Source organism: Streptomyces sp. RLA012 (assembly GCF_056270325.1).
The window spans coordinates 459,598-476,864 of sequence record NZ_JBWDPA010000002.1 but is presented as its reverse complement, the minus strand read 5'-3'; the positions used below and the strand labels follow the sequence as shown (position 1 = coordinate 476,864).

Here is a 17,267-nt window from a genome sequence, read left to right as displayed (position 1 = left end):
AGGGTGGGTTGCGGCGGGTGTATACGTCGCTGGCGGAGATGTATGTGCGTGGTGTTCCGGTGGACTGGGCGGCTGTGTTGGGCGGGGTTCCCGGGCATGCTGGGGATACCGGGTGGGAGTTGCCCACGTATGCCTTCCAACACCAGCACTACTGGCTCAAGAGTGGCCGCCGCACCGGCTCGACGGTCGCCGTCGGTCTCACCGACGTCCAGCACCCCCTGCTGGACACCTGGATTGAACTGCCGGACTCGGACGGAGTGTTGTTCACCTCCTGCCTCTCGCTGAGCACCCACCCGTGGCTGGCCGATCACACGGTGGCCGGTGTGGCCGTCCTGCCCGGGGCGGCGTTCGTGGAGCTGGCGGTGCGTGCCGGTGACGAGGTCGGCTGTGGTGTCCTGGACGAGTTGCTGATCGAGACGCCGCTCCTGCTGCCGCAGGGCACGAGTGTGCAGTGCCAGGTGGTCGTCGGTGGGGCGGACGAAGCCGGCCGACGACGCCTGACCGTCCACTCCCGGCGCCAGGACGGCGGCTCAAGCACGCCCTGGACCCGACACGCCACGGGCACGCTCGCCCAGATCACCAGCACACCTGACGTCGACCTCTCGGCGTGGCCTCCGGCCGGAGCCATTCCCGTCGACGTGGACCAGGCGTACGAGCGTCTGGCGCGGGCGGGGCGCGGCGTGGAGCCGGCGTTCCGGGTGCTGCGCACGGCGTGGACCCGTGGCAACGATGTCTTCGCCGAGGTGGAACTGGGTGACGACCAGCAGGCCGAAGCAGCGCGCTTCGCTCTGCACCCGGCACTGCTGGAAGCCGTGTGCCACGCCGACACTCACGGCGAGCCGTCCGCGCTGCCCGTCGCCTATCGCGCGGTGTCCCTGTCCGCGACCGGGGCGACCGCGCTGCGTGCGCGCATCAGCCCCGACGGCCGAGGGGGTGTGGCGCTGGAGCTGGCGGACACCTCCGGTGGGGCGGTCGGGTCCGTCGGCTCGGTGATGTCGCGGCCGCTGCCGGCCGACGAGTTGGTGTCCGAGGCCGGGACGAATGCGTGGGACGCGCTGTTCCAGGTGGACTGGGTCCCTCTCGCAGTCCCGGCGGCGGCCGAGTCGGCCTCGGCCACCTCGGAGCCGGTGACGGTGACGAGCCCCGCGGAGCTGACGGCGTTCGCCGCCCAGCGAGACATGCCGCCCTACCTTCGCGTGGACTTGATGGACACCACTCAGGACCTGCGGACGCTGACCTCGCAGGCGTTGGAGTGGGTGCAGACATGGCTGGCCGTTCCGGATACGAATACGAATACGAATACGGAGTCGCGGCTGGTCGTCGTCACGCGCGAGGTCACCGACCCCGTCAGCGCGGCGGTCTGGGGACTCGTCCGCTCGGCACAGTCGGAGGTCCCGCAGCGGCTGGTCCTGGTCGCCATGGACGAGGACGCCGCCTCCGACGCGCTGCTGCCCGCCGTCCTGGCCACCGGCGAACCGCAGATCGCCCTCACCGCCGGTATGGCCTCCGTACCGAGGCTGGTGCGCGCCACCTGGGACGAGGAAGGGCCGCGGCGACCGTTGGACCCGGCGGGTACGGTCCTCATCACCGGTGGCACCGGGACGCTGGGCCGGCTGCTCGCCCGGCACCTCGTGGTCGAGCACGGCGTACGCAACCTGCTGCTGGTCAGCCGCCGTGGCGGTGCCGCCGAAGGCGTGGCGGAGCTGGAGACCGAACTCGGCGCGCTGGGCGCGGTCGTACGCACCGTGGCCTGTGACATCGGCGAACGGGTTGCGGTGGCCGACCTGTTGGCCTCGATCCCCGTCGAAGCGCCTCTCACGGCGGTCGTCCACACCGCCGGTGTCCTGGACGACGGCGTGGTCACCGCCATGACGCCCGAACGACTGGAGACAGTACTCCGCCCCAAGGCGGATGCGGCCGTCATCCTGCACGAGCTGACCCGCGACATGGACCTCGCGGCCTTCGTGCTGTACTCCTCGGCCGCGGGCGTCCTCGGCAACCCCGGTCAGGCCAACTACGCCGCCGCCAACGCCTTCCTGGACGCACTGGCCCAGCAGCGCAAGGCGGCAGGGCTCCCGGCCACCTCGCTCGCCTGGGGACACTGGGCGCCCAGCAGCGGGATGACCGCGCATCTCACCGCGTCCGACCTGCGGCAGCACACCCGGCGTTTCGGCATGGCCGCCCTGGCGGAGGAGACCGGCCTGGCGCTGTTCGACGCCGGTCTGCGCAGCGCCACGCCCGCGCTGGTGGCGGCCCGGCTGGACCTCGTGTCGCTGCGCGCCGGTGTGGCCGACACCCCGACCCTCCCGCTGCTGCACAAGCTGGTGCCGCCGGGCCGCCGGGCCGTGAGGCGGACGGAGTCGTCGCGTACGGACCTCGTACGACGGCTGGAGTCGCTGGACGCCGCAGAACGGCAGCAGACACTGCTGGACCTGGTCAGGAGCCATGCCGCCCAGGTCCTGGGGCACTCCTCCGCGGACGGCATCGTCGCCGACCGGGCCTTCCGGGAGGCCGGCTTCGACTCACTGACCTCCGTGGAACTGCGCAACCGGCTGGGCACGGCCACCGGGCTCCGGCTTCCCACGACCCTGCTCTACGACCACCCCAGCCCGCTGTCCCTCACCAAGCATCTGCACGCCGCATTGCTGGGGTCGCCGAGCAGCATCCCCGCCGCCCCGCCCACCGTACGGGAGTCGCCGGACGACGCCATCGCCATCGTGGCGATGAGCTGCCGCTTCCCCGGCGGGGTGAACAGCCCCGAGGACTTCTGGCGCTTGATCAGCGAGGGCGGCGACGCCATCGGTGACTTCCCGGACGACCGTGGCTGGGACCTGTCGGCGCTCTACGACCGAGACCCGGACCACCCCGGCACCTCTTACGTCCGGCACGGGGCCTTCCTCCCCGATGCCGCCGGGTTCGATGCCGAGTTCTTCGGGATCTCGCCACGTGAGGCGCTGGCGATGGATCCGCAGCAGCGGCTGCTGCTGGAGACCTCGTGGGAGGTGTTCGAGCGGGCCGGGTTCGACCCGACCACGCTGGCCGGCAGCGACATCGGGGTGTTCACCGGCATGAACACCCAGGACTACGCGCTGCGCCTGCACCGCGTTCCGGAGGAGGTCGAGGGGCACCGGATCACCGGCGTCTCCGGGGCCGTGCTGTCCGGGCGGGTGGCTTACACCCTGGGTCTGGAAGGGCCCGCGGTGACGATCGACACGGCGTGTTCCTCGTCTCTGGTGGCGTTGCATCTGGCGGCGCAGGCGTTGCGGTCGGGGGAGTGCTCGATGGCGCTGGCCGGCGGGGTGACGGTGATGGCCGGTCCCGACGCCTTCGTGGACTTCTCCCGGCAACGCGGACTGTCGGTCGACGGCCGGTGCAAACCGTTCGCGGCCGCGGCCGACGGCACGGGATGGGCCGAAGGCGTGGGCGTACTGCTCGTGGAGCGGCTGTCCGACGCGCAGCGCAACGGGCACCGGGTGCTGGCCCTGGTGCGGGGCAGCGCGGTGAATCAGGACGGCGCGTCGAACGGTCTGACGGCGCCGAACGGTCCGTCGCAGCAGCGTGTCATCCGGAAGGCGCTGGCCGGTGCGCGGCTGTCGGCCGCCGAGGTGGATGTGGTCGAGGCGCACGGCACGGGAACGACGCTGGGCGATCCCATCGAGGCGCAGGCCATCCTCGCCACCTACGGGCAGGACCGCGACCGCCCGCTGTGGTTGGGCTCCGTGAAGTCGAACATCGGTCATGCGCAGGCGGCTGCGGGTGTGGCGGGTGTGATCAAGATGGTGATGGCGATGCGGCACGGAGTGCTGCCGCGGACGCTGCACGTGGACGCTCCCACTCCGGAGGTGGACTGGTCGGCGGGTGCGGTGGAGCTGCTGACCGAGGAACAGCCGTGGCCGGAGGAGACGGAGCGCCCGCGCCGGGCCGGGGTGTCGGCGTTCGGGGTCAGCGGCACCAACGCCCACGTCATCCTGGAGCAGGCACCGGTCACCGTCACCGCCGCCGACGATCAGGACGGTGTGGACGGTGCGGAGGACACGGGCACGAGCACGGTCGCTGTTGTTCCGTGGGTGATTTCGGCCCGGAGTGCGCAGGCGCTGGACGGGCAGGCGGCCCGGCTCGCGGACTTCGCCCGTCGGCACCCGGAACTCGACCCGGCCGACGTCGCGCACGCGTTGATCACCACACGAGCCGCGTTCGACCACCGGGCCGTGGTCGTGGGCACGGGCCGTGCCGAGCTGCTCAACGGCCTGGACTCCCTCACGGGGCCGGGCGACGACCTCGTCGCCCGGGGTGTGCCACGCTCCGGCAGGCTCGCGGTGCTGTTCACCGGACAGGGCAGTCAGCACACGGGCATGGGCCGGGAACTCCACGCGCTCTACCCCGTGTTCCGTGACGCCTTCGACGCTGCCTGTGCCGAACTGGACCGGCATCTGGTGGGCGTCGGGCAGGTGGCGTACCCCGTCCGGGACGTCGTGTTCGCCCGGCCCGGATCGCCCGAGGCGGCGCTGCTCGACCGGACCGTGTTCGCCCAGGCGGGCCTGTTCGCGCTGGAGACCGCGCTGTTCCGGCTGTACGAGTCCTGGGGAGTACGCCCCGACTTCCTCGCCGGACACTCCGTGGGCGAGTTGACCGCGGCCCATGTGTCGGGTGTGCTGTCCCTGGCGGACGCCGCCGCTCTGCTGGCCGCACGCGGACGGCTGATGCAGGCCCTGCCCGGCGGCGCGATGGCCGCGCTCAACGCCCCCGAGTCCGTGGTCCGGCCGCTGCTGGCCGACGCTCCGGGCGCCGTCGACATCGCGGCGGTCAACGGCCCCGCCTCCGTCGTCGTCTCGGGCGACCGGGACGCCGTCGAGGCCGTCGAGCGGATGTGCGCGGCCGAGGGATACCGGACCAAGCGTCTGCGGGTCAGCCACGCGTTCCACTCCGCCCACATGGACGCCATGCTCGACGCGTTCCGCGACATCGCCGCCGGGCTGTCGTACGCGCCCCCTGCCATACCCATCGTCTCCAACGTCACGGGCGAGCCGGCCACCCCCGAGCAACTGTGCTCCCCGGACTACTGGGTCCAGCACGTCCGCTCGACCGTCCGCTTCCTCGACGGCGTCACCACACTCAACGCCCAGCAGGTCACGACCTTCCTCGAACTGGGCCCCGGCGGTGTCCTCACCGCCATGACACAGGAAGCGCTGGGCGACGACACCGACCCGGCGATGTTCGTGCCCGCGCTGCACGGCGAACAGACCGAACCGCTCACCGCCGTGGCCGCCCTCGCCCGACTGCACGTCCGTGGTGTGCCGGTCGACTGGACCGCACTGCTCCCGGACGCGGCGCGGCGCGGGGCCGACCTGCCGACCTACGCGTTCCAGCACCGGCGGTACTGGCCGGACGCCTCCGTGCCGTCGGATGCCCGCCCGGCGGACAGGCCGAGTCCGGCACACGGGTCGCTGCAGGAGGCCGCACCGCACCTCGGCGGCGCCACCGCCACCCCCACCGCCTTTGTCGAGCGGCTGATGGCCGGCACCGAGGCCGAGCGGCACCGGTCGGTCCTCGACCTGGTGCTGAGCAGCGCGGCCATGGTGCTGGGCCACGAGGACACATCGGCCATCGATGCCGAACGGCCCTTCCAGGACCTCGGCTTCGACTCCCTGAACGTGGTCCGGCTCCGCAACCACCTGCGCGAGCTGACCGGCGCCGAACTGCCCACCACCCTCGCCTTCGACCATCCGACACCGACCGAGCTGGCTTCCTACCTGCACGCCCTGCTCCTCGGGCAGAACTCCGCACGGGCCGAAGTGGCGCTGGCGACGGGCAACCTCACCGAGCCGATCGCGATCGTGGGGATGGCGTGCCGGCTGCCGGGAGGCGTGGCCTCGCCGGAGGAGCTGTGGGAGCTGGTTCTGGCGGGGGGCGAGGGGATCGGGGAGTTCCCGGAGGACCGGGGATGGGACCTGGACAACCTCTTCGACCCGGACCCGGACCACGCGGGCACCAGCTATGCCCGGCGAGGTGGCTTCCTCTACGACGCGGCCGAGTTCGACGCGGAGTTCTTCGGTATCTCGCCGCGTGAGGCGCTGGCGATGGATCCGCAGCAGCGGCTGCTGCTGGAGACCTCGTGGGAGGCGCTGGAGCGAGCCGGCCTCGACCCGGCCTCGCTCCGTGGGCAGGACATCGGTGTCTTCGCCGGCATGGTCAACCACGACTACACCAGTCGCCTCGCCACGGCTCCCGACGGCTCCGAGGGCTACCTGATGACGGGGGGTGCGGGCAGCGTGCTGTCCGGGCGGGTGGCTTACACCCTGGGTCTGGAAGGGCCTGCGGTGACGGTGGACACGGCGTGTTCCTCGTCTCTGGTGGCGTTGCATCTGGCGGCGCAGGCGTTGCGGTCGGGGGAGTGCTCGATGGCGCTGGCCGGCGGGGTGACGGTGATGGCCGCGCCGGACGCCTTCGTGGAGTTCTCCCGCCAGCGCGGGCTTGCCGCCGACGGACGGTCCAAGTCGTTCGCGGCCGCGGCCGACGGCACGGGATGGGCCGAGGGTGCGGGTGTGCTGTTGGTGGAGCGGTTGTCGGATGCGGAGCGGCTCGGTCATCGGGTGTTGGCGGTGGTGCGGGGTAGTGCGGTGAATCAGGATGGTGCGTCGAACGGGTTGACGGCGCCGAATGGTCCGTCGCAGCAGCGTGTTATCCGGCGGGCGTTGGCGAGTGCGGGTCTGGCCGCCTCCGAGGTGGACGCGGTCGAGGGGCACGGCACGGGTACGGCGTTGGGCGATCCGATCGAGGCGCAGGCCCTGCTGGCCACATACGGCCAAGGGCGGCCGGAGAACAGCCCGTTGTGGCTCGGCTCGCTCAAGTCGAACATCGGCCATGCCCAAGCCGCTGCGGGTGTGGCGGGTGTGATCAAGATGGTGATGGCGTTGCGGCATGGGGTGTTGCCGCGGACATTGCATGTGGATGAGCCGACGCCGCAGGTGGACTGGTCGACGGGCGCGGTGGAGCTGCTGGTGGAGCAGCGGGTGTGGCCGGAGGCGGGGCGTCCGCGCCGGGCCGGGGTGTCGGCGTTCGGGGTGAGTGGCACCAACGCCCACATCATCCTCGAACAGCCCACAGCAACTCCCAAGGTGAATCTCCCTACACCGCGAACGCCAAACGGACTGGTGCTCCTTCCCCTGTCCGCACGAGGCGAAGGTGCGCTGCGCGCCCAGGCACAGCGATTGCTGTCCTTCCTCGACCAGCGGCCGGACCAGGATCTCGGTGACCTCGGGTTGGCGTTGGGTGTGGGTCGTGCGGGGTTGTCGGATCGTGCGGTGGTGGTGGCGGGTGGTCGGGATGAGGCGTTGGCGGGGTTGGGTGCGGTGGTGCGGGGTGAGTCGGTGGGTGGTGTGGTGTCGGGTTCGGTGGGGCGGGGTCGGCTGGGGGTGTTGTTCGCTGGTCAGGGGTCTCAGCGGGTGGGGATGGGTCGTGGGTTGTATGAGGCGTTTCCGGTGTTTGCGGAGGCCTACGACCGCGTTCGCGGACTTCTCCACATCGCGGTCCCGGACTTGGACCAGGAGGCGCTGAACCGGACGGGCAACGCACAACCGGCTTTGTTCGCCCTGCAGGTGGCGCTGTTCGAGTTGGTGTCGGCGCTGGGGGTTCGGCCCGAGGTCGTCGGCGGTCACTCGATCGGCGAGCTGACGGCGGCGTACGCGGCGGGGGTGTGGTCGTTGGAGGATGCGTGCCGGGTGGTGTCGGCGCGGGCGCGGTTGATGGAGGCGCTGCCGGGCGGTGGCGCGATGGCGGCGGTGGCCGCCGGTCCCCGGGAGGTGCGCGGGTTGCTCGCGGGCGTGTCAGGGGTCGGTGTCGCCGCTGTCAACAGCCCGTCGTCCGTGGTGGTTTCGGGTGACGCGCCCGGGGTGGACGCGGTGGTCGCGGCTGCGAGGGACCGGGGGGTGAAGGTGACGCGGCTGCGGGTGTCGCACGCGTTCCACAGCGTCCTGATGGAGCCGATGCTCGCGGAGTTCCGCCGCGCACTGCACGGGATCGCCTTCCGGGAGCCGGAGTTGACCGGGCTCTCCAATCTCACTGGTGGTGTCGCGGACCTCTGGTCCGATCCGGAGTACTGGGTGGAGCATGTACGCGGCGCGGTCCTGTTCGCGGACGGGGTGCGGGCTATGGCCGGGCACGGGGTGGAGACGTTCCTGGAGTTGGGTCCGGATGGCACGTTGTCGGCGATGGGCCGCGAGTGCCTGGACGGCGACGGCGACCGGGCCGTATTCGTACCGGCGCTACGCCGGGAAGGTGACGAGGCCCGGGCGCTGATGTCCGCCCTGGCGCAGCTCCATGTGACAGGTGTGGAGGTTGACTTCACCGCCCTGTACGGCGGCACGGCCCTCCCCGCCCTCACGCCGGACCTGCCGACGTATGCCTTCCAGCGAGAGCGGTACTGGCTGCACGACACCCGGCCCGCTCCTCAGCCGAGCCCCGCCGGTGCGGCCGACGACACCGACGCCCGCTTCTGGGCCGCGGTCGAACGCGAGGATCTGAGCTCGGTGGCCGAGGCGTTGGACCTGGGCGACGGCGAGGACGATCGCGCGGCGCTGGACGCGGTGGGCGGTGCGCTGGGCGTGCTGTCGGCCTGGCGACACAAGCGCGACGAGAAGTCCGCGGCGGACCGGCTGCGTTACCAGGTCGCCTGGAAGCCGCTGCCCGGCGCCACATCCGGCTCACCCGTCGGCACCTGGCTGGTCGTCCTGCCGCACGGCTGCCGCGACGAGGAGTACGCGGCCCAGGTGGCTTCGGTGCTGAAACGCCAGGGCCTGCGGACCACGGTCCTGTGGCTCGACGCGGCCGGCACGGCGGACCGTGCCGCTCTCGTCGAGGCGCTGCGCGACGCGCTGGCGGACCAGGAGGACATCGGCGGAGTGCTGTCCCTGCTCGCCCTCGACGAGCGCGTACGGCCGGGCACCGCGACGCTCACCGAGGGGGTCACGGCGACATTGGCTCTGGTGCAGGCCCTCGGCGACATCGGCTCGGGGCATCGTCTCTACTGCGCCACGAGGGGCGCGGTGAGCGTCGGAGCTTCGGATGCGCTCGTGTCCCCGGAACAGGCGGCGGTGTGGGGGCTGGGGCTGGCCGTGGCGCTGGAACAGCCGGACCGATGGGGGGCGCTGCTGGACCTTCCGGACGTGTTCGACGACCGGGCCGCCCGGACCCTGCTCGGTGCGCTGGCCGACCCGGGCGGTGAGGACCAGCTAGCGATCCGTGCCAGGGGCGCGTTCGTGCGCAGGATGCGGAGCCACCCACTGTCCGCCGGTGGGGCGAAGGCGGAGTGGCGGCCGCGGGGCACCGTCCTGGTCACCGGCGGTACGCAGGGCCTCGGCAGGCATGCCGCACGCTGGCTCGCCGGTGCCGGCGCCGAGCACCTGGTGCTGACCGTCGCGCCGGACGACGCGGAAGCGCCGCATGTCGTGGCCCTGCGGGACGAGCTGAGCGGCCAGGGCGCGAAGGTGACGGTGTGCCCGACGGACCTTACCGACCGGGACGCGGTCGAGCGGCTGCTCACCGGCCCCGCCGCGACGCCCGAGCTCACCGGCGTCGTCCACACCGCTGACCTCGCGCGGATCGCCCAGGCCGACGCCACCGGAGCCGACGAACTGGCGGAGACGCTGGCGGCCAAGGTCGACGGACTGCTCCATCTCGATGCGCTCCTGGCGGAACGCGAACTGGACCTGTTCGTGGTCTTCTCGTCGGTCGCCAGTGTGTGGGGCGGTGGCGGCCAGGGACTGATCGGTGCGGCCAACGCCCAGGTGGACGCCCTGATCGAGCGTCGCCGCGCCAGGGGGCTGGCGGCGACCTCCGTGGCCTGGGGTGTCATCGACGGCTTCGGTGTGGCCGCCGACGCCACGGCCCAGGAGCAGCTGCGCCGCCGTGGTGTGCTGCCGATGGCGCCGGAGGCGGCCATGGCGGCCCTCACGCACGCCGTCCGGCACGACGACACACTCGTGGCCGTCGTGGACATCGACTGGTCGGCGTTCGTGCCGGCGTTCACCTCGCTGCGGCCCAGCCCGTTGATCGGTGACCTGCCGGGCGTCCAGAAGATCGTGGACAGCCTCCGGCCGGACGAGTCAGGCGACGAGTCCGCCCCGAAGTTCCTGCGTGAACTGGCCACGGGCTCCGACGCCGAGCGGGAACGCGCGCTGATGAAGGTGGTGCGTGAGAACGCGGCCGTCGCCCTGGGACACAGCGGCGCCGAGGCGATCAAACCGCAACGCGCCTTCCAGGAGATGGGATTCGACTCCCTCGCTGCCGTGAACCTTCGCAACAGCCTTGGCGCCGCTCTGGGCACCAAGCTGCCGGCCACCCTCGTCTTCGACTACCCCACGCCCGTCGCGCTGGTGGAGTACCTGCGCACCGAACTCCTGGGCGACCAGGGCGAAAACGACGCGACCGAGGCCGATGAGGAAGAGATCCGCAGGGTGCTGGCCTCCGTGCCGCTCAACCGGTTCCGCGAGGCCGGAGTGCTCGACGCGCTGCGGTCGCTGGCCCAGACCGAGACGGCCGCACAGGACGGGAACCGACCGTCCGCCGACGAAGAGCTCGACCTGATCGATGGAATGGATATCGCCGGGCTGGTCCAACGGGCGTTCGACGGAACCCAGTTGTGATCGATCACTCGAAACGGTGGGAGCGGCCATGAGCAGCCAGAGTGAACAGATCGTCGAAGCCCTGCGCGCTTCGCTGAAGGACAACGCCAGGCTGAAACACGAGTACGACAAGGCGGTCGCGGCCGCCTCCGCCCCCGTCGCGATCGTCGGAATGGCGTGCCGACTGCCGGGCGGGGTGACCACCCCGGAGGAGCTGTGGGAGCTGGTGTCCACCGGCGGTGACGGCATCACCGGCTTCCCGGTGAACCGCGGCTGGGACCTGGACAACCTGTTCCATCCCGACCCGGACCACCCCGGCACCAGCTATGCCTCGGAAGGCGGCTTCCTGCACGACGCCGGTGAGTTCGACGCGGGCTTCTTCGGCATCTCCCCGCGGGAGGCCCTGGCGATGGACCCCCAGCAGCGGATCATGCTGGAGCTGTCCTGGGAGGTGTTCGAGCGGGCCGGGATCGACCCGACCACCCTGCGTGGCAAGGACGTCGGCGTCTACTCCGGGATCGCCTTCCACGACTACGGGGCCGGTCTCGCCGAGGTCCCCGAAGGGCTGGAGGGATTCATCCTCACCGGTGGCGCGGGAAGCGTACTGTCCGGTCGGGTCTCCTACGCCCTCGGGCTCGAAGGCCCCGCCGTGACGATCGACACGGCGTGTTCGTCGTCCCTGGTGGCGCTGCATCTGGCGGCACAGGCGCTGCGGGCGGGGGAGTGCTCGCTGGTGCTGGCCGGCGGGGTGACGGTGATGGCGGAGTCCGACGCCTTCGTGGGCTTCTCCCGGCAGCGCGGACTCGCCCCCGACGGCCGGTGCAAGGCCTTCGCGGCCTCGGCGGACGGCACCGGATTCTCCGAAGGCGCCGGTGTGCTGTTGTTGGAGCGGCTGTCCGACGCGGTCAGCGCGGGACACCCGGTACTGGCGGTGGTGCGGGGCTCGGCGGTGAACCAGGACGGCGCGTCCAACGGGCTCACGGCACCGAACGGCCCCTCACAGCAGCGGGTCATCCGGCGGGCGTTGAGCAGCGCCCGGCTGTCGGCCGCCGACGTGGACGTGGTGGAGGCACATGGCACGGGCACGGCGCTGGGCGACCCCATCGAGGCACAGGCCCTGCTGGCCACGTACGGCCAAGGCCGCGACCGCCCGCTGTGGCTGGGGTCGGTGAAGTCGAACATCGGCCACACCCAGGCCGCCGCCGGCGCGGCAGGTGTGATCAAGATGGTGATGGCGATGCGGCACGGCGTGCTGCCGCGCACCCTGCATGTGGACACGCCCACGCCCCAGGTGGACTGGTCGGTGGGCGCCGTACAACTTCTGACCGACGAACAGGCGTGGCCGGTGACGGAGCGGCCGCGCCGGGCGGCCGTGTCGGGCTTCGGCATCAGCGGCACCAACGCCCATGTGATCCTCGAAGAGGCCCCGGCCCCCCAGCCCGCCGGAACCGGCACCACGACCGGCTCGGCCACCGCCGCCACCGCCGCCGACCAGTCGCAGTCACAGTCACAGTCGTCGTCGAGGCCGCCGGTGCTGAACGACGCCCCGGTGCCGCTTCCGCTGTCCGGGCGGAGCGAGTCGGCACTGCACGCCCAGGCTCAGCGCCTCCTGTCGTATCTGGACGGACATCCCGACGTGCCCCTGCCGGACCTCGGCTGGTCACTGGCTGCCGGGCGCGCGGCGCTGGAGCAACGAGCCGTGGTGCTGGCCACCGGCCGGGATGCCGCGCTGAGCGGCCTGACGGCACTGGCCCGCAACGCCCCCGCACCCGAGGTGGTCCGCGGCACCAGCCCGGCCACCGGGCACATCGCCTTCGTCTTCCCCGGCCAGGGCTCGCAGTGGCCGGGCATGGCAGCCGAACTGCTCGCCTCCTCACCGGTGTTCGCCGCCCGGTTCGCCGAGTGCGACGCCGCGTTGCGCCGCCTGGTGGACTGGTCCGTCACCGATGTGATCCGGCAAGCCGACGGAGCCCCGTCCCTGGACCGGATAGAGGTCCTGCAACCGGCGCTGTTCGCGGTGCACGTGTCCTTGGCGGCGGTGTGGGCGGCGGCCGGAGTGGAACCGGCGGCGGTGGTCGGCCACAGCCAGGGTGAGATCGCGGCGGCGTACGTGGCCGGGGCACTGTCGCTGGAGGACGCCGCAAGGATCGTCGTCCTGCGCAGCGCGCTGTTCGCCGAGGAACTGGCGGGCAAGGGCGCGGTGGCTTCCGTCGCGTCGTCGGCCGAGGCCGTGGAGAAGCGGCTGGCGGCCTGGGGCGACCGGCTGGTGATCGCCGGTCGTAACGGCCCCTCGGCGGTGACCGTGGCGGGCGAGGTGGCCGCGCTGGAGGAGTTCGTGGCCGGCTGCAAGGCCGACGGCCTCCGGGCGCAGGTCGTGGGCTCGACGGTGGCGTCGCACTGCGCCCAGGTCGACCCGTTGCGGGACCGCATCCTGGCGATGTTCGCCGACATCACCCCGCGCCGCGGACACATCCCGTTCTACTCGACGGTCACCGGCGGTGTGCTCGACACCGCCGAACTGGGCGCCGAATACTGGTTCAGCAACGCGCGCCGGCCGGTGAACTTCGAGGGTGCCGTCCGCGAACTCCTCGCCGACGGGTTCGGCCTCTTCGTCGAGTCCAGCGCCCACCCCGTGCTGGTGACGGCCATGCAGCAGCTCTTCGAGGACGCCGACGCCGACGCGGTGGCTGTGGGCTCGCTGCGGCGCGACGAGGGCGGTGCGCGGCGCTTCATGACTTCGCTCGCCGAAGCCCATGTGGGCGGGCTGCCGGTGGACTGGTCCACGCTGTTCGTCGGCTGGGCCCCGAGCCGGGTCGAGGGTCTGCCCACGTACGCCTTCCAGTGGCGGCACTACTGGCTGGAGTCGGCCCAGACCCCCGGCGACGCCGCGGGACTCGGGCTCGAACCGGCCCAGCACCCCCTGCTGGGCGCGGTGACCGAGGTCTCCGAATCCGGCGGAGTGCTGTTCACCTCCCGTCTGTCGCTGCGGTCGCATCCGTGGCTGGCCGACCACGCGGCGGCGGGCACGGTGCTGCTGCCCGGAGCGGCGTTCGTGGAGCTGGCGGTGCGCGCCGGTGACGAGGTCGGCTGCGGCTCGGTGGAGGAACTCGTCATCGAGGCTCCGCTCACCCTGGCCGAGGGCGACGGCGTGCGCCTCCAGGTGTTCGTGGGCGAGGCCGGCGACTCCGGCCGGCGCTCGCTCACCGTGCGCTCCCGCACCGGGGGAAGCGGACCGGGAGCGGCCTGGACACGGCACGCCACCGGCGTCCTGGCCCCGGCCCCCGCCACCCCGCCGGACACCGGCCTCACCCAGTGGCCCCCGGCCGGGGCGGTCCCCGTGGACCCGGAGCGGGTGGCGCAGGGGTACGAGGACATGACCGCCGCCGGCTACGGCTACGGACCGGCCTTCCGGGGACTGCGCGCGGTGTGGACCCAGGGCGAGGAGGTGTTCGCCGAGGTCGCACTGACCGAGGACCAGGGACTCTCCGCCGACGGCTTCGGTCTGCACCCCGTGCTGCTCGACTCCGCCATGCACGCCATCGCCTTCCGCGACCTGGGCGGCGCCGAGCCCCAACTTGCCCTGCCCTTCGCCTACCGCGAGGTCGCCCTGCACGCCGCCGGGGCATCCGCGCTGCGCGTCCGCATCACCCCGAACGGCTCCGAGGGGGTGGCCCTCCACCTCGCGGACACCGGCGGCACCGCCGTCGCCACCGTCGGATCGGTGGTCTCCCGGCCGGTGGCCACCGGACAGCTGGACACCGGAGCCTCCCCCGTCCGGGAACGGATGTTCCGCGTCGGCTGGGACGAACTGCCCGCACCCGCCGCCGACGCCCAGGCGGACCCACCGCATCCCGTACCGGTGCAGACCGCGGAAGACATCCGGGAACTGGCCGAGACGGCCGACCTGGGCGTGCCCGAGGCGCTGCTCCTCGAACTGACCGCGGCCGACCGGGAGCCGGGCGCCGACGGCGTACGGGAGGTGACCGGCCGGGTGCTGGAACTGCTCCAGACCTGGCTGGCCGCACCCGAACTGGAGGACACCCGGCTGCTCGTGCTCACCCACGGCGCGGTGGCGGTGCACCACGACCGCGAGCTGACCGATCCCGCCGCCGCGGCCGTGTGCGGTCTGCTGCGGTCCGCCCAGGCCGAGAACCCCGGGCGGATCACCCTGGTCGACACCGACCGGGCGGAGGCCTCGCTGGCCCTGCTGCCCGGCGTGTTCACCGGCGAAGAACCGCAACTGGCCCTGCGCGACGGCGTCCGCCACGCCCGTCGCCTGACCCGCGCCGACACCGCAGGGGCGCTGACCGTCCCCGCCGGCGCGGCGGCCTGGCGGCTGGAGCCAGGTACCGACGGCACCCTCGAAGGACTGGCGCTACGGCCCGCGCCCGCCGCGCCTCAGCCGCTCGCAGCCGGTCAGGTCCGCATCGAGGTACGGGCGGCGGGACTGAACTTCCTGGACGTCCTGGTCGCGCTGGACATGAACAGGGTCGACGCCACCATCGGCAACGAGGGCTCGGGAGTGGTCACCGAGGTCGGCCCCGGTGTGCACGGGCTCACCGTCGGCGACCGGGTGATGGGGCTGTTCCCCGACGCCGTCGGCCCGCTGGCCGTGGCCGACCACCGCACGGTGATCAGAATTCCGCGCGGCTGGTCCTTCCAGCAGGCCGCCACCGTGCCGATGGCGTTCCTCACCGCCTACTACGGCCTGCGGGACCTCGCCGGTCTGCGCTCCGGTGAGTCCGTACTGATCCACGCCGCCGCCGGCGGGGTCGGCATGGCCGCCGTGCAGCTCGCCCGGCACTGGGGCGGCGAGGTGTTCGCCACCGCCAACCCCGCCAAACAGGACGCCGTACGCGCCACCGGAGTCGGCGAGCAGCGGCTCGGCAACTCGCGCACCCTGGAGTTCGAACGGCGCTTCCTGGACGCCACCCAGGGCCGGGGCGTCGACGTGGTGCTGGACAGCCTGGCCGGGGAGTTCGTGGATGCCTCGCTGCGGCTGCTGCCCCGGGGAGGCCGGTTCCTGGAGATGGGCAAGAGCGACCTGCGCAGTCCCGAAGAGGTCGCATCCGCCCACCCCGGCGTTTCCTACCAGGCCTTCTCCCTCTACGAGGCGGGGAACGACCGGATCGGGGAGATGCTGCGCGAACTGGTCGAGCTGTTCGACCGGGGCGTACTGCACCCGCTGCCGCTGAACAACTGGGACGTGCGACACGCCCCGGCCGCCTTCCGGTACATGAGCCAGGCGCGGCACATTGGCAAGAACGTCTTCACCCTGCCCCGTTCCCTCGACACCGCCGGTACCGTCCTGGTCACGGGCGGCACCGGCACACTGGGCCGCCTGGTGGCCCGGCGCATGGTCACCGAACACGGGCTGCGCAACGTCGTCCTGGCCGGCCGGCGCGGCAAGGCAGCCGCGGGAGCGACAGAGCTGGAGGACGAGCTCACGGCCCTGGGAGCCACCGTGCGTACGGTCGCCTGCGACGTCGCCGACCGGGAGGCGACGGCCGAACTGCTCGCCTCGATCCCGCGGGACGCCCCGCTGACCGCCGTGGTGCACACCGCGGGACTGCTGGACGACGGGGTGATCACCACCCTGACCCCGGACCGGCTGGACGCGGTGTTCCGCCCCAAGGTGGACGCGGTGTTCAACCTGCACGAACTGACCCAGGACCTCGACCTCGCCGCGTTCGTCCTCTTCTCCTCCGGAGCCGGCACCTTCGATTCCCCGGGCCAGGGCAACTACTCCGCGGCCAACGCCTTCCTCGACGCGCTGGCCCGCCACCGCCACACCAGGGGTCTGCCCGCCGTCTCGCTCGCCTGGGGACTGTGGGGACAGGCCACCGACATGAGCGCCCACCTCGACGACACCGACCAGCGGCGCATGGCCAAGGGCGGCATGCTCGGCCTCTCCGTCCCCGAGGGCATGGAGCTGTTCGACACGGCGTTGCGCGGACCCGACACCGTGCTTGTCCCCGCCCACATGGACTTCGCCGCCCTGCGCGCCCTGGCCGGCTCCGGCTCACTGCCCGCGCTGCTGCGCGCCCTGGTCCGCGCCCCGCGCCGGGCCGTGGACAACTCGGCGGCGGACACGGACGACCTGGTGAGCAGGCTGGGCAGGGCCACCGCCGGCCAGCAGGAGAAGATCTTGCTCGACCTGGTCCAGCAGGAGGCCGCCGCCGTCCTCGGCCACTCCTCGGCCGACGCCATCGAACCCCACCAGCCCTTCAAGGAGATCGGCTTCGACTCGCTCACCGCCGTCGAACTGCGCAACCGGCTCTCCCGCCGGGCCGGGGTACGGCTCCCGGCCACGCTCGTCTTCGACCATCCCGCTCCCGCGGCACTGGCCCGCTTCCTGCTGGCCGAACTGGGCCAGGAGGTCGACATCTCCGAGATGCTGCTGTCCGAACTCGACACCGTGGCCGCCACCCTGGCCGGGGTGACACCCGACGCCTCGACCCGCGCCGAGGTGCTGACCCGCCTCCAACTGCTGGTCGAGCAGTGGGAGAACACCATCACGGATGCCACCGCGACCACCGACGCGGACAACGAGTTCGACGTGGACACCGCGACCGACGAGGCCATGTTCGAGCTCATCGACCGGGAGTTCGGCACGTCCTGACCGGCCGTCCCCACGCGACAGCACAC

2 protein-coding genes are annotated in these 17,267 nt (G+C 72.3%); both read left to right on the top strand.

The annotated features are described in order from the left end of the window. Nucleotides 1–119: 119 nt before the first annotated feature. On the top strand, nucleotides 120–10,640 hold the full coding sequence (locus tag RV986_RS02440; RefSeq protein WP_475924162.1) for a type I polyketide synthase: 10,521 nt from the start codon (nucleotides 120–122) through the stop codon (nucleotides 10,638–10,640). Beyond that, nucleotides 10,585–17,241: a type I polyketide synthase gene (locus tag RV986_RS02435; protein WP_475915775.1), complete on the top strand. Its 6,657-nt coding sequence runs from the start codon at nucleotides 10,585–10,587 to the stop codon at nucleotides 17,239–17,241. Before RV986_RS02440 ends, RV986_RS02435 begins: the two co-directional genes overlap by 56 nt. The last annotated feature ends 26 nt before the right edge of the window (nucleotides 17,242–17,267 follow it).

Excerpts from the sequence above, each read along its gene's own strand:
- RV986_RS02435 (WP_475915775.1), top strand. The coding sequence starts at position 10,585 with ATGGAATGGATATCGCCGGGCTGGTCCAACGGGCGTTCGACGGAACCC.